Origin of the sequence: Allorhizobium ampelinum S4 (genome assembly GCF_000016285.1) — a bacterium.
Taxonomy (GTDB): domain Bacteria; phylum Pseudomonadota; class Alphaproteobacteria; order Rhizobiales; family Rhizobiaceae; genus Allorhizobium; species Allorhizobium ampelinum.
This window is the reverse complement of sequence record NC_011981.1, coordinates 403,057-424,030: the sequence shown is the minus strand read 5'-3', so window position 1 is coordinate 424,030 and position 20,974 is coordinate 403,057. Positions and strand designations below refer to the sequence as shown.

The window sequence follows — 20,974 nt, the reverse complement described above, 5'->3', positions numbered from 1 at the left end:
ACCAGTCGTTGCAATCATCAGTCCGTCTTGCGTGCCGCAGAGATAATAGCGGCAAACAGATCGAGATCAGCCATGGACTCTGATGGTGGCGTTCGGTTCTCGCCGCCTTGCGTGACCGCCGCATGGAATGCTCGCAACTCGACATCAAAGGGGTCTTGATGAAAGGGGCCAAGCCGGGTGAGGCTGTTATCGTGATCGGTGGAATTTTGAATATCCAGCACCATCGGCAGATTGCGGATGTAAGGGGTTGGATATTCAAAGGCCAGACGATTGTAGCGAGAGTTGATCTCGAAACCGGCTTCAAAGCGCACCACATCGCCAATCATGCATTCATAAATTGCGGTAAAATGACCGTAGTCAAAGAGGGCCGTGATCTGGCTGCCGCCCTGTTTAATCTCGGCGGCAATCACGCGCTTGGGACTGCCCAGCAGATCCCGCATGGCCGAGAGGGAATGAGACGAAAGCCCTGTCAGCACAGAATACGCCGTCTGAAGTTCAGCGGGTGCATTCGGGCCAAGCACGCTGTCCATCATCGTACCACGCAACTGACGGCTTTCCTCGATAAGGCTTGCCGGAATATCGTCCTTGGGCGTGACAACCGTATCTGTTTGGCGAAAATACCAGGGGCCTTCGCAGATGACATCCCGGACACGAACGTAGGTAATGTCGGCAAAGGCTGGCAACCGCCTTTTCGCCTCCAGAAAGGCGGGCGCAAATCGACGCATATAGCCAACCATGGCAATGCGATCTGTCTGCTCCACCACACCACTGAGTGCAGCGAGGTCTTCCATCGTCAAACAGCAGGGCTTTTCAATCAAAACATGCTTATCAGCTTTCAGGGCCGCACGGGCATGACGGCCATGGTATTGATCCGGGCTCATGATCAGAATTGCATCAATATCCGGTGACGCAATCATCGCATCGACACTGTCAAATACGCGCTCAATGCTCCACCGTGTCGAGATCGACTGGGCCACGCTGGGGGACGGATCATAAGCGCCCGCAAGTGTGAACATTTCGGTCAGTCTTTGCAAAATCGGCAGATGGATCAACTGCGCTACTTCTCCAAGACCCACAAGACCAAGCTTCACCATAGGATTTCCCGCCTTCGACCAGCTTTCAAGATGCGATAGATATTTCAGGCCGAATTAAATACACAATAATGATTATATCAAGGGATGTTTTGCACGAAATGAGCAGCCTCGGCACAGAATTTTGAAAACGGAAATGGCTTAATGATTGAATTCGCTTTCTTTTGTCTGATTTTCAAGAAAATAGCATTTTTAACGCGACACTCTTTTGCTTTCAAATCGGATCGATTAAGGTGTCATTGTAGATTTAATAATCAATGGAGTCGACTATGAAGCTTGCGACAGCGCCCGACGCCTGGGGCGTCTGGTATGCAGACGATCCGCGACAGACCCCTTGGGAGCGCTATCTGGACGAGGTACGAGACTCCGGCTTCACAGCGACAGAGACCGGGCCTTGGGGCTATCTGCCCACCGATCCATCTCATTTGACAGATGCCCTCGGTAGCCGTGGATTGAGCGTATGCGGATCAGCCCTTGTACACCTGCTTGCCCCCGCAGACGCCATGGAAACCCTGCGCCCAAGGCTTGAGCAGACCTGCGGTCTTTTGAAAGCCATGAAGGCTGAGTGGGTGGTGCTGATGGATGATTCAGACCTGCCCCTCCCCGGCCAAAGCCGCGCGCTTTCCCCGCACGACTGGGCATCGATGATCCGCAACATCAAGGATGCGGCCCGTTATGTCACGGAAGAGCATGGACTTTCTTTTGTTTTTCATCCGCATGTCGGCTCCGGCGTGGAAACGGAGGCCGAAGTCATCCGCCTTCTGGAAGAAACGTCGGAAGATAGCGTCGGCCTTTGCTTCGATTTTGGTCATCACGCCTATACCGGTGCCGATGCCGTGGCTTTTATGAAGCGCTATGCGGACCGTATTCCCTATTACCACTTCAAGAATGTAGATCCCGTTTTGCTGGCGCATATACGCCAAAACAACATCAACTTCATTGAGGGCTTCCAGTCGGGCGTTATGTGCGAGCTGGACAAGGGCATGGTGGATTTTGCAGAGGTTCGGGATTTTCTTGCAACCCGTGGGTTTGATGGCTATGCCGTTTATGAACAGGATATGTATCCCTGCCCTCCGGAGAAGCCTTTTCCGATTGCGTGCCACAACCGGCAGGTCTTGCGTGAGCTTGGGATTTAACATCCATACCGAGAGTGGCGTGCGACAATAGGACGAAGGAACAGCCGTGACACTTCTGGATCGGTTTGATGGAGGCTTTGCCCGCGACGGTGAGGACATTATTGCGGGCAGCCGGATTGAAGATGCCCGCATTCACAATCGTCGTCTGGTGTTTGAAACCATTTTTCAACGCGGCCCCATCAGTCGGGTGGAGATTTCAGCCATTGTCGGGCTGAAACCCCAAACCATTTCGTCCATCACCCGCGAACTGCTCGAGCAGGAATTGATCGTCGAGGCCGGACGGTCCTCCGGTCTTCGCGGTCAGCCGCAAATCTATCTGGAGGCCAATGCCGAAGCGGGCTTTTCAATCGGGGTTCATCTGGATCAGAACCAGTGTCATATTCTGGTGTTTGACCTGAAACGGCAAGAACGCGCCCGCAAATCGATGCGGTGTGATACGGCAAACCCCGATGTGACCGTGCGGATGCTGGCGCAAACCATAACAACATTGCTGCACGACAATGCCCTGCCTGCTGAACGGATCTGGGGCCTTGGTCTGGTGCTGCCCACATTCGGCTCCGATGTCTACGATTTCGATTTTTCCATGCGGCATTGGGAGGCCTGGCGCGATGCATCCTTTGCCGAAGACCTGCAACGCCTGACCGGCTTTGCCGTTCTGGTGGAAAATGACGGAACAGCGGCAGCCATTGGCGAGCGCCTTCACCGCCACGATGCACAGGAGGCGTCGTTTGCCTATTTCTACATCGGCCATGGTGCCGGTGCCGGGCTAATTATTGATGGCTATCCCTTCAAGGGTGTTGGCGGAAATGCCGGCGAAATCGGGCTGTTGCCAATCCTTGGCCTTGGCGCCAATCCGGTCTGGCCGGACAATCCCAGCAGCGCTGTTCAGGGCGGTGTTCTTTCTATTGGCGGGCTGGCAGCCGCTTGCGGTCTATCAGAGCAGTCCATGGATGAGCAGAGCATCTTGAGCCTGCTGGAGCGGCGTGATCATCGGTTGATGGATTGGCTGGCGTCTGCGGCCAGTGTACTGCGTGATGTCTGCGCAGTCATTGAAGTGATGTTCGATCCCGGCTTTATTGCCGTGGGCGGTGCGTTGCCACGGGCGCTGGTGGAACGGCTGGTGGATCGCGCCTATCCGCTGCGCCCCACGCCATCGGCTCGGCGTGACCGGGCCTTGCCTCGGCTTTTGCCTGCAACGCTGATTGAGGATGCGGCGGTGACAGGGGCCGCGATGTTGCCGATTTTTGTCACCACCAGCCATAATTTCCGCCATCTCTATTTCCGGCAGATTCTCGCAGACGACCGGTCATGATTATGCAGGCCCGGCATGATGCACGGCCTTGTTATCGCGAAACACCGTGTAGCGGGCGACAACCGGGGTATAGAACACCCCTTCCTTGATGTCGGCGTCTTTCGGTGTTTGAACTTTCCAGACGGTGCCATCCTGCGCTTGCGCCTCGATCTTGAGGAAAGAGCCGTAATTGACAATACGCCGCACACACGCCCCTTGCTGATCATCGGATGGCGACAGGACAATATCTTCCGGGCGCACAGTTAACAGTGCCTCGCCCGCCTCAATGGGCGCATCAATAGCAACGCCACCCAGATGCGCGCCACCTTGGTTGATCTGAATGCTATGGGAATTCATATCGCCAATGAAGCTGGCAACAAAAGGCGAATTGGGCGTTGAGTAAATTTCGCGCGGCGTGCCCACCTGTTCAATTCGCCCCATGCTCATCACCACAATCCGGTCAGCAACAGAGAGCGCTTCATCCTGACCATGGGTGACGAACACGGTGGTAATGCCGAGTTTTTTCTGGATTTGCCGCACCTCTTCGCGCAAACGGTCGCGCAGGTGTTGATCGAGGCTGGCAAAAGGCTCATCCATCAGCAGAATTTTGGGCTCCAGCACGACGCAGCGAGCAATGGCAACACGCTGACGCTGGCCGCCGGACAGATGCGCCGGGAGGCGCTTGCCATAATCCGCCAACCCCACCATGGCCAAGGCATCGGAGGCCTTGCGGGCAATCTCGGCTTTCGGCAGGCCGCGCAGCGTCAGGCCAAAGGCAATGTTTTCAAACACGGTCATGTGCTGCCACAGGGCATGGCTTTGGAAGACCATGGCGGTAGGGCGTTTTTCCGGCGGCGTCCGTGCAACATCCACGCCATCAATCAGCACCTTGCCGCCCGACGGCGTCTCGAACCCGCCAATAATGCGCAGCAATGTTGATTTTCCCGACCCGGATGGGCCGAGCAGGCAGACCAGTTCACCATCATCAATCGTGAGCGACAAAGGCTCAATCGCGGTGACGATGGAATAGTTTTTCGAGACGTTTTCGAGGGCGAGTGTGGACATGTGTTCAGTGTCTTTCTCGAAAATAGGTTTTAATCATCATCATCCGCCGAGCCCTTTGGCAAAAGCTTCGCCGCCAATCACCCGGCGCGCCATCAGGATGGCGGCCAGAGACGGCACCCAGAGCATGACCGACAGCACAGCCCCGTATTGCACCACCAACTGATTGTTGATCATCGACATCATCAACAGCGGCATGGTGCGAATGCGCGGTGCACCCACCAGCCACGCGCCTTCCGTCTCGTAGAAGGTCCAAACGAAGGTCATTAGCAAGGCAGCGGCAATCGTGGGAAAAGCTTGGGGCAATGTGATGTGGCGAAACACCTGCCAGCGGTTTGCGCCGACATCGCGAGCCGCCTCTTCCATATCCCGGCTGACGGCTCTGAACGCGGCGGCTGGCAGCCAGATCATCAACAGCAAGGTATTCAACAGCTGAATGATCACCACACCGGTAAAGGTGCCCACCAGATTGAAGGATAAAAACAGCACGGCGATGGAGATGATCAATGCAAAGCGCGGAAAAGCATTGGCCATCAGAAATGACAGCATGAACACCGATTTTCCCGGAAAATCCATGCGGGCAAAGGCATAGGCCGCTGGCAGGCAGATGATGGCGGACAGTGCTGTCACGGTCAGCGACAGCTCAACCGACGTCCAAAGGGCCGCCCAGACATCCGGGCGGGCCAAGACCGCAGACCAGAAACGAAAACCCCATTTGGTGGGCAGAACGGAGGGGTAGAACCATTGCTCGGCAAAGGCCCAGAGAAAAACCGTGAGCACGGGCAGAACGATAAAGACAATCAGAAACAGCAGAATGATCAGGCCAAACACATCATGGCGGCGACTGGACAGGAACATCATCACTCTCCGTCTTGGGGCTTGCGGGCAATCGAGCGGACATAGGCGATGCCAGCAAGAGAGCAGATCAGAAAGGTGATGGTCGCCTGCGTTGAGGCTTGCAGCGGATCACGCACGCTTGCAAATGTGCGCAGCATGAACGGCCCCATCATTTCCGGGCTTGTAGGCCCCAGCATGAAGGGCATCAGGGCTTGGCCGAAAAAACCTAGAAAATTCAGCGCCGATACGATCAACAGGGAATGCATGATTTGAGGAATGATGATGCGCACCAGAATCCGCAGCCGCCCCGCGCCCACATCACGGGCCGCTTCAATCGAGGCATCCGAAATGCCGGACAGGCCGGAGATCAAGATCAGCAAAGTGAGCGGCATACCGTCCCAGAGCAGGCCGATCACCGGCCCCCAAGGAGTCAGATAGGGCGATGCATAATGATGGAACCCGATCAAGGATAGCAGGCTCTGTAACCAGCCATTCGGCCCCAGATAGCGGATCAGCGCGTAGCAGATGATAATGCCGGGAACAAACATGGGAAACAGCGCCAAGCCTTGAATGAGGCTGGCCAGCGGCCCACGGGTAAAGCGCATATAAAGCGCAATCGGCAGATTGATAGCAATCAGCAGCGCAAGGCTAACGAATGTGGTCCAGAGCGTTCTGCCAAGATTGGCAAGGCTATAGGCATCGGTGAAGAAGAAAACATAGCTGTCAAAATTCAGCGCATGGACGCCATCACGGCCTTCACGCCAGAAAGTGCTGACAATGGTTAGCGCCGCCGGATAGAACAGAAAAATCACGATGGACAGAACCGGAATGGCCACAAAGGCCAATCCGGTCCAGCGCGATCCTTCCGAGAGGCCGTGCGTTTGCATCACCATGCCTCAGCGTTTGATGTTCGATGCGACGTTACGATACCAGCCCTCAAACAGTGCAGGCTCCCATGTGCCGGGGAAAAGCGGGATGGATTTGGGCGCGACTTTTGCGAATTTATCCTGAAGTTCCTTGGACATGAACTCCCACTTGATGCCTGGGAAGCCGCCAAGGTCGGTCACAACGTGGTTCTGGATGTCCGCTGTGATCAGGTAATCAGCGAGTTTGAGCACCATATCCTTGTTGGCCGCAACCGTTGGCACAACAATGCCGGAGAAGCCGCCGGTAAACGCCAGATCCTGCAACTGCGCAACAGATGTTGTCTCAGGCACCACGCCCTGGCTCATCGCCTGCAAGGCCATGTCTGACCAGGCAACGGTCATGGAAACAGCACCACTGGCCAGCATCTGGATGGACGCTGTGTTACCGGATGTGTATTCACCGCCATTGAACAGCGATGGCTGAATATCCTTGAGCAAAGGCCAGAGCTTGGAAAACAGCGGCTCGGCATAGGCCGGGGTGTAATTTTCCGGCAGGAACAGATCAGGGTTCAGACCGGTGACTTCCTGAAGCGCACGCTCGATAAAGCATGCCCCGGAATCGCCAAGATCAGGACGAGCATAGGCAAACTGGCCGGGATTGGCCTTGATCCACGCCACAAGTTCCTTGAAGGTGGTGGGGACGGCTTTGACCTTGTCGGCATTATACATCATCACGACTTGCGAGCCGCGATAGGGCAAAAGCGCCGGGCTTTGCACCACGACCGGGTTGACCTTGTCGTAATTGGACAGGCCAGCCTTGGAAAAATCCACCCAGAGACCGGCTTCCAGCGACCCTGTGGGATAAAACGGGGTTACAGCTTCCAGCATATCGACCTGTGGGTCCTTCTTGGCTTTGAAGGCGGCCATAGCGCGATCAGCCAGAGAATTCATCGCGGAACCGCCACCGCCCGGAACAAGATTGAGCGTCACACCGGAATGGGCCGCCTCAAAACCCGGCTTGATCACCTGGGTCCAGAAATCAATGACATTGGTATCGCTGTTGAAGAATATGTCGAGAACACCGGGGGCCGCAAAGGCGGGCCTTGCACCAGCCACAGCCAGACCAACACCCGTCGCAGAATATTTCAGGAATTCACGTCGTTGCATGGGCATTGACACCTCCATTGGCAGCACGGACACACGCCTGCCCTTTGTTTGGCCACGGATAAGGCCAGGTTCCCACTCCAGATTGGCGACTGCGCTTTAGATACGTCTCTATCTGCCAATATTTAAATTCTTAACACGAATTATATCGCCTCTGTCAAGCAAACAATTGAACAAATATTCGTTTTCATAGCCCATCGGACTCGACGATATTCCGCCAAAATTCGCATCAAAATGGCAATTCGCGTGTTCATCAGCCGAGCACAACACACAAAGAAATCCAATATTTTTGAGAGATATCGGTCGATATTATGCGATAATTCGCTATGATCGCGCCAAATGCAGCAGAAAAATCGCGATCCTGTTTTCTCAAAAATATTATATCATCAGCAATGATTAAATGTTGCAGTGCCAAACAAAACCAATGCGGGAGACCATCATGCGTGCCTATCGAGACCGCCAGCGTAGCCTTGAACAGCTCTCGCGTCACATCGAAGTTTGGGCCGATGAACTGGAAGCGTATGAGCTACGCGAGCGCATACCCCTTGGGGCTTTCCTCGCCAGCACGCCGGAAGGGCTGACGACGCACATGGGTGTTGGTGACGCGTGGCCAAACCGCCATGGCATTCACACGTTTCTGCTGGAAGACGCAATTATGATACCAGAAGAACCCGGCGTGGAGCTGCGGCTTGATTTTGGTGGTGAAAGCCTTGTGCGGCTGATTGGGCTGGATGGCGAGATTCTCGAGAGTTTTGCGGCTAACCCCTGTCATCGCAGGTTTGATGTCCCCCGCGGCATTCCCTTCAAAATCAGAGCGGAATCCGCCGCGCGCAGTCTGTTTGGCGTGCCCAATCGCAACCCCGTGCTCTCCATGGCCGAGATTTATCGATATTATCCCGAAATTCGCGCCTTGCGCCGTCGCCTGCTGATTTTACGCAACACCGCCGACACGGTGAAAGACAAAGAGCTTGCCCGTACGCTCTATGAAGCGGCAGAAATTGTTCTCTCAGGTTTGCGGCTGCCGACAGCAACACAGGATGTCGGCCCTCGTCTGGCCAGCCGCACTTGGGCGCGCGATATATGGGAGCGCAGTTTTGAGCCGACCGACATACCAAACGCCCTGACGCAGGAAGCGCTTGCTTCTGTTGAGACGGCAACCGTCAGGCTTGATGCCATGCTGACTGAGCTTCGAAATGCCTACCCGAAACAGGGGCGCGTGCTGGTGACTGGTCACGCCCATATTGATTATGCCTGGCTTTGGCCGCAGCCGGAAACGGTGCGAAAAATCGTCAGAACCTTCAACAGTGTCAACGCATTGCTCAAGCGGCACGATGATTTTCGTTTTCTGCAATCGTCCTCCCTTTACTATCAGCATGTTGAGCAAGAAGACCCGGCGCTGTTTGAAGAGATCAAACAGCGTGTCTCGGAAGGCCGTTGGGAAGTCATCGGCGGCATGTTGGTGGAGTGTGATACCAACATGCCCTCGGCAGAGGCCTTTTTGCGGCAGTTTCTGCATGGGCAGCGCTATTTTCAAAAGCACTTCGGCATCACCAGCCGCACGGCGTGGCTGCCCGATACATTTGGCTTTACCGCCGCCATGCCGCAGATCATGCGGCACGCGGGCATCGACACATTGGTGACAATCAAAGTATCGTGGAATGAGACCAACAGCCTGCCAGACAATCTTTTCCGTTGGCAGGGCAATGATGGCTCGCGGGTGCTGGTTCACACATTCGACGCCTATGACAATGACGGCTACAATATGCTGATGACCCCCGCCGCCCTGTGCGAGGTATGGGGCAAACATGTCGCCAAGGATATGACCGACACCGTCATTGCCTCCTACGGCTGGGGCGATGGCGGCGGTGGGCCGGACCCGGATCAGATCGAAACCCTGCCGCTTCTCAATCTCATGCCCGCCATTCCTACTGTCGAGCATGGAGCCATAGAGCCGCATATTCAGGCCTTGGCAATGGATCTTGAAGCGGCGGCCCTGCCTGTCTGGCGTGGCGAGCTTTATCTGGAATACCACCGGGCAACATTGACCACGCAGGCGCGCACCAAACAGCTCAACCGACAGGCGGAAGCCACTCTGGTGGCCGCAGAAGCCATCTCCGTTCTGGATGCATTGGAGGGCGGAGCGCCTGCCGTGAACAATCTGGAACCGCAGTGGGAATTGCTGCTTCGAAACCAGTTTCACGACATTTTGCCGGGTTCTTCCATCCGCGAGGTCTATCAGCAAACCGAGCCAGAGCTGGAGGGCGTCATCGATGATGCAACAACCCTGATCCAGACCCGCCTGCAAGCCATTGCGGCACGCCATAGCGGTGATCTTGACGGATTGCTGGTGGCCAACCTGTCAGGCTCCAGAAAAACTGCGTTTCAGATTGAAAGCGCAAGCCCCCTGCCCGCCGCCTTGCAAGCGCAAGAGCTGAACGGGCGCTATGTTGCGGCCATTGAGCGTAATCTGAAGCCACTCAGTCTCGGTTTTGTCAGCAGTTCAAGCCCGCGCCGTGTAACAACGGACGGCAAAACCATGGAGAATGATTTTGTCCGGCTGACTCTGGATGAAGCAGGCCGAATTATCAGCCTGATCGACAAGAGATCAGACCGTGAGCTGATGGACGGCCCCGGCAACCAATTGCTGCTGTATCGCAATGATCTGCCGCGCAATTTCGACGCCTGGGACATTGAGCCCGGCTTTGAGCTTGGTGAAGAGGAATGGCTGTCGCTTGAAACGATGGAGGTGACGGCCAATGGCCCGCATCTGGCAGAAATCACCATCACCAGACGCTTTTCAGCCAGCATGATCCGGCAAAAAATCCGGCTGTGGTCCAACAGTCCACGGATGGAATTCGTCACTGATCTCGATTGGCACGACCGGCGCACCTATCTGCGTGCAGCCTTCCCCGTCACCGTACTGGCAGAGGATGCTGTGTTCGATCAGGCCATTGGCATTACCCGCAGGCCTACGCATGACAATACCAGCTGGCAGAAAGCCCAGTTCGAATCCTGCGGGCATCGCTTTGTGTCACTCTCGGAAACAGACTGGGGTGCTGCCCTGCTCTCGGCTGACAAATATGGCTTTTCTGCCAAGGGCAACCGGCTGACACTGAGCCTTGTTCGCGGCCCCATGTTTCCTGATATGCTGGCCGACGAAGGTCACCACCACTTCGTTTACGCCCTTTTGCCGCATGATGGCCGCTGGTGGAGCGAAGAGGTTCAGGCGGAGGCTGATCTCGTCAATGCGGGCCTGCATTTCACGCCAGCCACCGCCACTGAAAACTACGATATCGCACCCATCGGGTTTTCCGGTCAAAGTGTTCGTGTGCATGCCCTCAAGCCCGCGGAAGATGGGGAAGGACATGTCCTGCGCCTGTCGGAGTCAGCTGGCCGTCGCGGGGCGTTTCATTTGGCACTGCCAGGCGGCTGCAAGCCAACCCTAATCAATGCCATTGAGGTGCCGCTTGATGACATGGATGATCCCTTAAGCCGTCCTTTCGGTCTCGCAAGCTTCCTCTTTTGAAGATGAGGGAACTGTAAGCTGGACACGCGGCAAAGACCTGGTTGATCTTGCGTCATTCTCACCTGAAATCCCGGATCGGCTTCAGGGAATTGGCTCTTTGGCCAGGCACCTGATACAGCTGTGCTTATGGGCTACCCGCAAACCCGTCTTTGAGACAGCGGCCTGAAATAGGAGAGCTTGTATTGGGGTGGAAAACGTCGAAGATCGAATACGTAAACGGTTACAAGATTGTGGAGGTCGATGGGCCGTCGTTCAAAGTCTTTAAGGGCGACCAGCAACTCGGGGATGATTTCCCCTATTCCGGTGAAGCTGCTGCTCACGCGAGGTCCTTGCCAAAACTGAATAATTCACAGGGTTAAGCACATCATAGGCGAGAAATTTCGCATCAGTTGGCAATCATCCAATGTCTTATTTTGATTTCCCGAGATCTCTGTAATTCAGACCCGCAGAGATCTCGGTTCAGATTGCAGTTTATGGATTGCGGAGCGGAAGGCGTGAGTGGATTTGCCGTATCGTGTTGAGATGCGCCTCCAGTCTTTGATGCTTGGCAACATTTTTTCGATGAAGTTGCTTTGCAATAAAGAGCCTTGTCGTCTGCAGGGAGCCATTCCTTTGTCTTGCAATGCCTTACAAAAACAAACAAACGGCAGAAGCCAAAACACTTGGATCACTAGGTCCTGAGGCTGGCGAGACTCCACCCCGATGGTAGAGCATTCGCTGCGCGAAACTGCGCAATCGGGGTCGCCTCTCCAAACTTTTTGCATGACCTAATGTTATATTATTTGCGCATGAAACAATCTTATGACCGATGAAACGCGCATATCATTGATACGCTGCATGGGTTTGGCCGTCTGGAGGAGGCCCCCGCGCGCCCGTTGTCGAAAACATGGCACGGGAAGTGTTGGTTAGCAAAAGGAGATTGCCGTGAACTACTTCGTGGAGGAGGATTCGGTCGCTATCGTCAACGCCCGCATGGGTAACGATACGAACCCGAGATTGGCTGAAATCATGTCGGCGCTGGTCAAGCATCTGCATGCCTTCGTCAAGGATACCCGGTTGACCTCTGAGGAGTGGGAGATCGCCATTGGCTTCCTGACCAAGACCGGCCAGATCTGTACGCAAGAGCGGCAGGAGTTTATTTTGCTATCCGATGTGCTGGGCTGCTCCATGCTGGTGGATGCCATCACCAATCGCCGTCCCAAAGGTGCCACGGAAAGCACGGTGCTTGGCCCATTCCACGTTGAAAACGCCCCTATTCGCGACCATGGCACTGTGATCAGTCTGGATGGCAAGGGTGAGAGCTGCCTGTTCGAAGGCCGCATTCTCGACCTTGATCACCAACCGATTGAGGGCGCATGCGTTGATGTCTGGTCGGATAACGCCGATGGCTTCTATGATGTCCAGCAGCCTGACATCCAGCCGAAGTGGAACAACCGCGGTCGCTTCATCACAGGGGCCGATGGCAGCTATCGCTTTGTGGGCATCCGTCCGGTGAGTTACCCGATCCCTGATGACGGGCCGGTTGGCGCACTGCTGGAACACCTCGGCCGTCACCCTTGGCGGCCCGCGCATATGCATTACATGATCAGCGCACCCGGCTTTCGCAAGCTGGTCACCCATACCTTTGTCGGCGGCGATGAATATCTTTCCTCCGATGCGGTGTTCGGGGTGAAGGAAACGCTCGTTGCTCCCTATGAGCGACTTCAGGATGCTGCAACCCTGTGGCGATCACCTTTTGACTTCGTGCTAACACCAGAATGAAAGTGAGCCGGCGGTGCCAAACCTGAAGATATATGTCGACGAAACCATTTTCGAGGCATCCCGCGCCAGTTTTCACGAGGCGCTGCCGCGGATCCGGGATCTGCTGTGCGAGGCTTTTCAGGTCGCGCCATCGGCCTGCCAACTGGCCGTCATCCCGGTTGTTGGATTGCCAGACCAGCCTCAACTCAATATCGAACTGCTGATCTTGCCGCATACCAAGCGCACCGAAACTGTCATTCGGGCAGCCGCAGAAAAGCTACGTGATCTACTGAATACGGCCACAGGCGCGCATGGTGCGGTGCGCATCGCTCACCTAGACCCTGTGACCTATGTCGCATTAAAATAGCAGCATGCGCTTAGCCGCGGCGGCGGGTTACTTGCTGCTCATGCTCCATGCGGGTGCTGAGATGTTTGAACTTCTCGGTCACAAACGCGACAAACCGCTCCAGCGCTGGCGGCGGCATCCGCTCCGTGGCTGTCAGCAATCCCAGTTGGCGATCAGGATGCTCAATGCGCAGCGGCAGCGCCTGGAGAGGGATAACCCGTTGGTGGGTAAAGACAACCGAATAGGGCAGCACCGTCAGAGAATCGGACCCCAGCACGACGCTGAAAATAGACGCCAGCGTTCCTCCTGAAAAACTCACTTTGAAATCATCGAGCCCGATTGATTTCAAAGATCGTTGCAAATCGCGAAACAGCGGGCTGTCGGGCGGCGGCGCAATCCAGGAATAGGGTTCGATGTCCGCCAGCGTGATCGCACCGCGCCGCGCCAAGGGGTGTGTGGCACTGCCAACAATAACGTTGCGGCCAGCCAATAAGGGTGTGAACTGCATGTCAGCCGGGATCATATTGGCGTGCATCGGAAGGATAGCGAGATCAAGCGCACCGCTGCGCAGGCCGGCAGAAAGATCCTCGAAATAGCCATAGGTCTGGGTGATTTGCACATCGGAATGGCGGTTTTGAAATTCCGCCACCATTCCGGCAACCACGCCATCGAAGAAAATTGGCGTTCCGCCCAGACGCAATCGGCCCGCCTGCCCCTGACGATAGCGCTGCACCAGACGGCTGGCCTCAAGGTTTTGAGTTCTGATTTTGGCCCCGAGCCGCGCCAGCTGATTGCCAAGCTCCGTCGGGCGCAGAGGCCGACGCCCGGCCTCAAACAGCGGCGTGCCGATCCGCTCCTCCAAAAGCGCCATGGTGCGCGACACTGATGGCTGCGATTTCCCAAGCGCTTCAGCGCCCTCCGTCAGTCCGCCCTTTTCAACGATGACCGCCAGGATTTCGAGATGCTCACTGTCTATCTTCATAACAAAAGATTATATTATATCGCCACCTTCCGATCAATATCCGCCTTTCACTGATCTATTGTCGCCTTCATAGGAGCCAGACAGTCGGCAGGAGGAGCCCCATGTCATATTTCCGCGAAGAGTTTGCGTCGACCTGGCCGGCATTGCGTGTGCGTTTCGGCGTTGGTGTGCGTCACGATCTGGTCGCAGAAATCACACGGTTGGAATGTCATCGTGCGCTGATCCTGACAACGCCGGAACAGGCGCATGTCGCGGAAGAGTTCGCGGCCCGGTGTGGCGACCACGCAGCAGGCATTTTTACCCGCGCCCGAATGCATACACCTGTGGACATATCGGAGGAAGCAACGGCTTATGCCCGCGACATTGGCGCCGATTGTCTGGTCGCCATTGGCGGCGGCTCCACAACCGGCCTTGGCAAGGCCATTGCTTTGCGCAGTGATCTGCCACAAATCGTTGTTCCAACGACCTATGCGGGCAGTGAAGCAACCGCCATTCTCGGACAGACGGAAAATGGCGTTAAAACCACATTGACCAGCGCCAAGGTTCAGCCCGAAGTTATTCTCTATGATGCAGAACTGGTGCGCAGCCTGCCCGTTGGCATGACCGTGACCAGCGCGTTGAATGCGATGGCCCATGCTGCCGAAGGCCTTTATGCGCAAAACCGTACCCCCTTGACCACGCTGATGGCGCTTGAAGGGCTGCGCGCCTTTCGCGATGCCCTGCCCCGTGTTCTAAAAGATCCGTCCGATCTCAAGGCGCGTGGTGAAACGCTCTATGGCGCATGGTTGTGCGGAACGGTGCTGGGTCAGGTCGGCATGGCACTGCACCACAAGCTCTGCCACACGCTGGGTGGTAGCTTTGATTTGCCGCATGCTGAAACGCACGCTGTGATCTTGCCGCATGCAATCGCCTACAACAGCGTTGCCGCGCAGGGTGAATTGCGCCCATTGGCTGAGCTGTTCGGGGGGCAAGAGCCAGGAGCCGAGCTTTATGACTTTGCCCGCACATCGCATGCTCCGATGGCTCTGAAAGACCTTGGATTGAAGGAGAGCGACCTTGATCGGGCAGCCGATCTTGCGGCGCAAAATCCATACTGGAATCCACGTCCTGTGGAGCGGGACGCGATAAGGCGGCTTTTGCAAGCGGCATGGACCGGAGAGCCGCCGGTCGCCTGACAGAGTTGAAGAGGGAGGAAATTGACAAATGGCAGACATTACAACGGATGTGCTGATTATCGGCACTGGACCGGCAGGCTCGGCAGCGGCAGCCCTGCTGTCGACCTACGGGATCAACAATATGGTCGTCAACCGCTATCGCTGGTTGGCCAATTCACCACGCGCTCACATTACCAACCAGCGTGCCATGGAAGTGCTGCGCGATCTTGGCCGTGATGTGGAGGACGAGGCCTACTTGTTTGCGACGCATCAGGAACTGATGGGCGAAAACATTTTCTGCGAAAGTCTGGCGGGTGAAGAAATTGGCCGCCTGAAAGCTTGGGGCAATCATCCCCTGAGCAAAGCTGAACATCTGATGTCATCTCCGACGAAGATGAATGACTTGCCGCAAACTTTCATGGAGCCTTTGCTGTTCAAGGCAGCCTGCTCTCGCGGCACTCAAGCGCGCATGTCCACCGAATATCTGCGCCACGAACAAAATGCCGAAGGCGTGTTGACCACCTGCAAGGATCGGCTTTCGGGACATGAACTGACCATCCAGTCGAAATATCTGATCGGTGCCGATGGCGCAAAGTCGCTGGTGGCCGAGCATGCTGACCTGCCGTTTGAAGGCAAAATGGGTGTCGGCGGCTCGATGAACATCCTGTTCAAGGCCGACCTCACCAAATATGTCGCGCATCGTCCTTCGGTTCTCTACTGGGTCATGCAGCCGGGTGCCGATGTCGGCGGCATTGGCATGGGGCTGGTGCGCATGGTGCGCCCTTGGAATGAATGGCTCATCGTCTGGGGCTATGACATCAACGGGCCCGAACCGGAAGTGACAGAGGAGCTTGCCACCGGCGTGGCGCGGCAGCTGATCGGCGATCCTGATTTGGAAATTGAACTGTTGGCGGCCAACACCTGGACCGTGAACAATTATTATGCCACCCGCACCTCCAATGGCCGCGTGTTCTGCGTTGGCGATGCCATCCACAGGCATCCGCCCTCCAATGGCCTCGGCTCAAACACCTCGATTCAGGATTCCTTCAACCTTGCCTGGAAGCTTGCCATGGTTCTGAAGGGTCAGGCTGGCGAGGGCCTGCTGGAAAGCTTCAACGTCGAACGCGCCCCAATCGCCAAGCAGATCGTCAGCCGCGCCAACCAGTCGATTGGCGAAACCGGGCCGATTTTCGCAGCACTTGGCATGAGCGAAGGCGTCGATCCAGAGCAGATGCAGAAAAATCTTGAAGCCCGCACGGATGGAACCGAGGCTGCCGAACAGCAACGCGAGGCCATCCGCAAGGCAATCGCCTTCAAGAAATATGAGTTTGACGCGCATGGCATCGAAATGAACCAGCGTTATCGGTCCGATGCCATCGTCACCGACGGGCAGATCGAACCCGACTTCCTGCTGGATGCCGACCTGCATCACCAGCCAACCACTTGGCCGGGTGCACGCCTACCGCATGCCTGGCTCTACAAACATGTCGGAGGTGCCGAAGTATCAACTCTCGATCTCTGCGGCCATGGCAAATTCACGCTGCTGACGGGCCTGGGTGGAAAAGCCTGGATTGACGCCGCCGCAGCGGTGGGCAGCGAACTGGGCATGGAGATCAACGCGCATATGATCGGCCCGCGCCAAACCTATGTCGATCCCACCGGCGACTGGGCGCGGTTGAGCGAGATCCGCGACACCGGCTGCGTTCTTGTTCGGCCAGACCACCATGTGTGCTGGCGCAGCACGGCAGCAAGCGGCACACCGGCGGACGACTTGCGCCGTGTGCTGCGGCAGATTTTGGCGCTCTAAGCCAGCAATGGCACCGAGATGATCGGTGCCATTCGAATGCCAGTTCATAACCTGATGACATATTTACCACGACGATTCAGATCAATTATGTGGTTTCTGGCTGTTAGCTTTTGACCTGGGAAGACGGGAATTGGGGGAGGAGACCTATTTCGAAAAGTGCGTGTGCGTGATGCGCAGGGTCGCTCAACAGCGATCAATGCACTTTTGACCAGATTCCAGAGATGAAAGACGGGTGTGTGGCATTAACGGTCGGCGGATGCGGGCTTTGCTGCCGACGGCTACCGCATTCAGACAGAGCTCAACGCGCGGGGAGGCGCATGGCAATGGGACGACCGATATTCACCAGACGTGATTTTATCAAGACAACCGCCGTCAGTGGCGCTGTGCTTGCAACCTCGGGCTTGGCCGCGCCAGCGATTGCCAAGGATGTGGCCATCAAACTTGGCTATGTCAGCCCCCAGACTGGCCCACTCGCGGGCTTCGGCGAAGCCGACAAGTTTGTCATCGATGCGTTTATGACAGCAACCAAAGCCATGGGCCTCAACTATCAGGTCATCGTCAAGGACAGCCAGTCAAACCCCAACCGGGCCGCTCAAGTGGCCAAGGAATTGATCGTCGATGACGAGGTCAATTTGATGCTGGTCTCCTCGACGCCCGAAACGACCAATCCTGTCTCAACCACCTGCGAGGGGGAAGGTGTGGCGTGTATTTCCACTGTCGCACCCTGGCAATCCTGGTTCATCGGTCAGCAAGGCAATCCCTCCGATCCTGCAAGCTGGAAGCCGTTTAATTATGCCTACCACTTCTTTTGGGGGCTGGAAGATATCATCGCGGTTTACACCGGCATGTGGAGCCAGCTTGCGACCGACAAAAAGGTCGGCGGCCTGTTTCCCAATGATGGCGATGGCAATGCCTGGGGCGACAAGGTTGTCGGCTTCCCGCCGGTTCTTGAAAAGCTTGGCTATTCACTGACGGACACCGGGCGCTACCAGAATCTGACGGATGATTTTTCTGCCCAGATCAACGCCTTCAAGCAGAAGAACACCGATATTCTGACCGGAGTGATGATCCCGCCGGATCTCACCACATTCTGGAATCAGGCCAAACAGCAGGGATTGAAGCCGAAGATCGCCTCCATCGGCAAAGCGCTGCTGTTTCCGCAAGCCGTGGAAGCGCTCGGCAATGCCGGTCACAACCTCTCCACGGAAGTCTGGTGGACACCAACGCATCCGTTTAAATCCTCGCTCACCGGCCAAACGTCGGCCCAGGTCGCGGCGGCCTTCACCAAGGCAACAGGGCGTCCCTGGACGCAGCCTATCGGCTTTGCCCATGCGCTTTTCGAACTCGCCGTCGATGTGATGAAGCGGGCCGAGGATGTGAGCGACGCCAACTCTGTAGCCAAAGCGATTGGTGAAACCAAGCTCGACACACTGGTCGGCCCCATTGCCTGGGGCAGCGACAAGCTGCCGCCGTTTGCCAGCAAGAATGTGGCCAAGACCCCGCTGGTCGGGGGTCAATGGCGGCTCAAGACCGGCGGCGGCTATGACCTTGTGGTGGTCGAAAACGGCCTCATTCCGTCTGTGCCGCTGGGCGGCAAGCTCGAACCTCTCGCGTGAGCGCAAACGTCCCGCTCCCACACTGCGGAGCGGGTGCGTTTTCAACAGGAGCCTTTGAATGCCAATCCTTGAACTGAGTGGCGTATCGAAATCGTTTGGTGCCATTGTGGTTGCTGACAACATTGATTTTGCCGTGCAAGAGGGCGAGGCACTGGGGGTTATTGGACCGAATGGCGCGGGCAAATCCACCTTGTTCAATCTGATCAGTGGCAATCTTTCGGTCGCGTCTGGAACAATCCGGTTTGATGGCCGCGACGTGACGACCATGCCGCCCATGCAGCGTTGTTTTGCCGGAATGGGACGAACTTTCCAGATCCCCCAGCCCTTTGAGCGGCTCACCGTCTTTGAAAACCTCTTGGTTGCCGGGGCCTTTGGCGCGCAGTCCAGTGAGGCAGAGATGACCGATTTCTGTGCCGACATTCTTGTTGAAACCGGTTTGATTGCCAAAGCCAATGCACTTGCAGGCTCACTGGGCCTTCTGGAGCGCAAGCGGCTGGAGCTGGCCCGCGCACTGGCCACAAAGCCAAAACTGCTGCTTCTTGACGAGATAGCGGGTGGATTGACGGAAGGCGAATGTCGTCAACTCGTCGCCACCATAAGGAGCGTTCACCAGCGTGGCGTCGCAGTCATCTGGATAGAACATGTGCTGCACGCGCTGACAGCCGTCGTGGAGCGCATCCTTGTGCTGAACTTCGGCCGGGTGCTGGGCATTGGCGAACCGCAGGCGATCATGGCCTCGCGAGAGGTTCGCGAAATCTATCTGGGTCTGGAGGTATGATGACCAGTCTGCTCGAAACACGCGGCCTCACGGCATTCTACGGCGACTTTCAGGCTCTGTTCGGCGTCGATCTCAGGCTGGACGCCGGAGAAATGATTGCGGTGATTGGGGCCAATGGCGCTGGAAAGTCCACCTTGATGCGTGCCATTGTCGGGGTGCTGGCGTCTGAGCCAGACGCCATCCTGCACCAAGGCGTGTCCATCGGTGCATTGGCGGCACCCGATGTGATGGCCCGTGGCATTGCGCTGGTGCCGGAAGGGCGCAAGCTTTTCCCCTCGCTCACCGTCGAGGAAAATTTGCTGATCGGCCAATATGGCCGCACGGTCAATGGCCCATGGTCGCTTGCCAGTATTTACGAGCTTTTCCCGATATTGCAGGAACGCCGCCACAGACCTGCGACAGCGCTTTCCGGTGGTCAACAGCAAATGGTTGCGATTGGCCGGGCGCTGATGTCCAATCCCGAGGTCCTGTTGTGCGATGAGCTGAGCCTTGGCCTTGCCCCGGTGGTGATCAAGGATATCTATGCCGCATTCCCACGCATCCGCGCCGCAGGTGCTGCTATCATCATTGTCGAGCAAGATATTGGTCAGGCGCTGAAACAGGCAGATCGCGTCTATTGCATGATGGAGGGCCGCATCACACTGACGGGCCGCCCGTCCGATCTCGATCGCAACGACATTCATGCCGCGTATTTCGGAGCCGAATCCCATGAACTGGCTTGATACCATTCTGCAAGGCGCGCTGCTGGGCGGCCTCTACGCGCTGTTTGCCGCAGGTCTCAGTCTGGTCTTCGGCATTATGCGACTGGTCAATCTTGCGCATGGCGACCTGATTGTCCTCGCCTCTTTCCTGATCCTGATGCTCGCCAATACCTTCGGGATCAACCCGTTTCTTGCAGCCCTGATTGCCATCCCGCTGATGTTTGGGCTTGGCTGGCTGTTGCAGACCTATCTTTTGAACCGCACACTCGGCAAGGATATCCTGCCGCCACTGCTGGTCACGTTCGGCCTCTCCATCGTGATCCAAAATGGCCTTCTGGAAGGCTTCACCGCCGATAGTCGTCGTCTTTCGACAGGCGTTTTGGAAACCGCATCGCTGCCTTTGGCGGGACTGAACATCGGTATCATGCCGCTTTTGACGTTCGGATCGGCGATCATCGTCATTATCGCGCTCAACCAGTTGATCTATCGTACCTCGCTTGGTCGGGCATTTCGGGCCACATCCGATGATCCGGTGACAGCTGGCATGATGGGCGTGCGGCCGCACCGTATCTTTGCCATGGCAACAGGGCTTGCCATGGTTGTGGTCACAATCGCGGCTCTTTATCTCAGCACCCGCGCCAATTTCGACCCCACCGCTGGGCCATCGCGGCTGATCTATGCCTTCGAGGCGGTCATCATTGGCGGACTCGGATCACTGTGGGGCACACTGGCGGGCGGTGTTGTTTTGGGTATCGCTCAAACGCTCGGTGCAGCCATCAATCCCGAATGGCAGATTTTGGCAGGCCATATCGCCTTCTTGATCGTGCTTCTGGTCAGGCCACGCGGCTTGTTTCCCCGCGCCAATGATTGAGGATCA

General features: G+C 56.4%; 17 protein-coding genes. 11 read left to right on the top strand and 6 right to left on the bottom strand.

Annotated features, from left to right (window positions below; all coding sequences use genetic code 11):
- Positions 1-17: 17 nt before the first annotated feature.
- Positions 18-1,094, bottom strand: a complete 1,077-nt coding sequence (locus AVI_RS27555; RefSeq protein WP_015918541.1) for a Gfo/Idh/MocA family protein — start codon at positions 1,092-1,094, stop codon at positions 18-20.
- Positions 1,095-1,360: 266 nt separating this feature from the next.
- Between AVI_RS27555 and AVI_RS27550 the strand changes: the two genes are divergently transcribed.
- Together AVI_RS27550 and AVI_RS27545 are read left to right on the top strand one after the other, a co-directional pair.
- Entirely contained in the window at positions 1,361-2,227 is an 867-nt protein-coding gene (locus AVI_RS27550; RefSeq protein ID WP_197436526.1) for a sugar phosphate isomerase/epimerase family protein, read from the top strand.
- A gap of 46 nt (positions 2,228-2,273) precedes the next feature.
- A complete protein-coding gene (locus AVI_RS27545; RefSeq protein WP_015918539.1) occupies positions 2,274-3,539 on the top strand; it encodes an ROK family protein in 1,266 nt (421 codons plus the stop codon).
- Here the strand turns inward: AVI_RS27545 and AVI_RS27540 are convergent, their stop codons facing one another.
- The 4 genes from AVI_RS27540 to AVI_RS27525 are packed head-to-tail and all read right to left on the bottom strand — an operon-like array spanning position 3,540 to position 7,456.
- Positions 3,540-4,583 carry an ABC transporter ATP-binding protein gene (locus AVI_RS27540; RefSeq protein WP_015918538.1) on the bottom strand — a complete coding sequence of 348 codons (1,044 nt, stop codon included), beginning with the start codon at positions 4,581-4,583 and terminating at the stop codon, positions 3,540-3,542.
- A 39-nt stretch (positions 4,584-4,622) separates the two neighbouring features.
- Complete coding sequence (locus tag AVI_RS27535; protein WP_015918537.1) at positions 4,623-5,438, bottom strand: ABC transporter permease; 816 nt, start codon at positions 5,436-5,438, stop codon at positions 4,623-4,625.
- A 2-nt stretch (positions 5,439-5,440) separates the two neighbouring features.
- Positions 5,441-6,310 (bottom strand): ABC transporter permease, encoded by an 870-nt coding sequence (locus AVI_RS27530; protein WP_015918536.1) that lies wholly within the window; start codon positions 6,308-6,310, stop codon positions 5,441-5,443.
- Between the two features lie 3 nt (positions 6,311-6,313).
- Entirely contained in the window at positions 6,314-7,456 is a 1,143-nt protein-coding gene (locus tag AVI_RS27525; protein ID WP_015918535.1) for an extracellular solute-binding protein, read from the bottom strand.
- Between the two features lie 430 nt (positions 7,457-7,886).
- Between AVI_RS27525 and AVI_RS27520 the strand changes: the two genes are divergently transcribed.
- The 3 genes from AVI_RS27520 to AVI_RS27510 all read left to right on the top strand — a co-directional run bounded on the left by AVI_RS27520 (position 7,887) and on the right by AVI_RS27510 (position 13,080).
- The gene (locus tag AVI_RS27520; protein ID WP_015918534.1) at positions 7,887-10,973 is read left to right on the top strand and encodes an alpha-mannosidase; all 3,087 of its coding nucleotides are present in this window, start codon (positions 7,887-7,889) and stop codon (positions 10,971-10,973) included.
- Between the two features lie 972 nt (positions 10,974-11,945).
- A complete protein-coding gene (locus tag AVI_RS27515; RefSeq protein ID WP_049777552.1) occupies positions 11,946-12,734 on the top strand; it encodes a dioxygenase family protein in 789 nt (262 codons plus the stop codon).
- 13 nt (positions 12,735-12,747) lie between these two features.
- Complete coding sequence (locus tag AVI_RS27510; RefSeq protein WP_015918532.1) at positions 12,748-13,080, top strand: hypothetical protein; 333 nt, start codon at positions 12,748-12,750, stop codon at positions 13,078-13,080.
- Between the two features lie 10 nt (positions 13,081-13,090).
- Here the strand turns inward: AVI_RS27510 and AVI_RS27505 are convergent, their stop codons facing one another.
- On the bottom strand, positions 13,091-14,041 hold the full coding sequence (locus AVI_RS27505; protein ID WP_015918531.1) for a LysR family transcriptional regulator: 951 nt from the start codon (positions 14,039-14,041) through the stop codon (positions 13,091-13,093).
- A 101-nt stretch (positions 14,042-14,142) separates the two neighbouring features.
- Between AVI_RS27505 and AVI_RS27500 the strand changes: the two genes are divergently transcribed.
- From AVI_RS27500 to AVI_RS27475, 6 genes are all read left to right on the top strand, one after another.
- Positions 14,143-15,216: a maleylacetate reductase gene (locus AVI_RS27500; RefSeq protein ID WP_015918530.1), complete on the top strand. Its 1,074-nt coding sequence runs from the start codon at positions 14,143-14,145 to the stop codon at positions 15,214-15,216.
- A 28-nt stretch (positions 15,217-15,244) separates the two neighbouring features.
- Positions 15,245-17,002 carry an FAD-dependent monooxygenase gene (locus AVI_RS27495; protein WP_015918529.1) on the top strand — a complete coding sequence of 586 codons (1,758 nt, stop codon included), beginning with the start codon at positions 15,245-15,247 and terminating at the stop codon, positions 17,000-17,002.
- 335 nt (positions 17,003-17,337) lie between these two features.
- Positions 17,338-18,618 carry an ABC transporter substrate-binding protein gene (locus AVI_RS27490; protein WP_041700070.1) on the top strand — a complete coding sequence of 427 codons (1,281 nt, stop codon included), beginning with the start codon at positions 17,338-17,340 and terminating at the stop codon, positions 18,616-18,618.
- A 58-nt stretch (positions 18,619-18,676) separates the two neighbouring features.
- Complete coding sequence (locus AVI_RS27485) at positions 18,677-19,396, top strand: ABC transporter ATP-binding protein (protein WP_015918527.1); 720 nt, start codon at positions 18,677-18,679, stop codon at positions 19,394-19,396.
- Complete coding sequence (locus AVI_RS27480) at positions 19,396-20,118, top strand: ABC transporter ATP-binding protein (RefSeq protein ID WP_041699809.1); 723 nt, start codon at positions 19,396-19,398, stop codon at positions 20,116-20,118. Before AVI_RS27485 ends, AVI_RS27480 begins: the two co-directional genes overlap by 1 nt.
- Positions 20,105-20,968, top strand: a complete 864-nt coding sequence (locus AVI_RS27475; RefSeq protein WP_015918525.1) for a branched-chain amino acid ABC transporter permease — start codon at positions 20,105-20,107, stop codon at positions 20,966-20,968. Before AVI_RS27480 ends, AVI_RS27475 begins: the two co-directional genes overlap by 14 nt.
- The last annotated feature ends 6 nt before the right edge of the window (positions 20,969-20,974 follow it).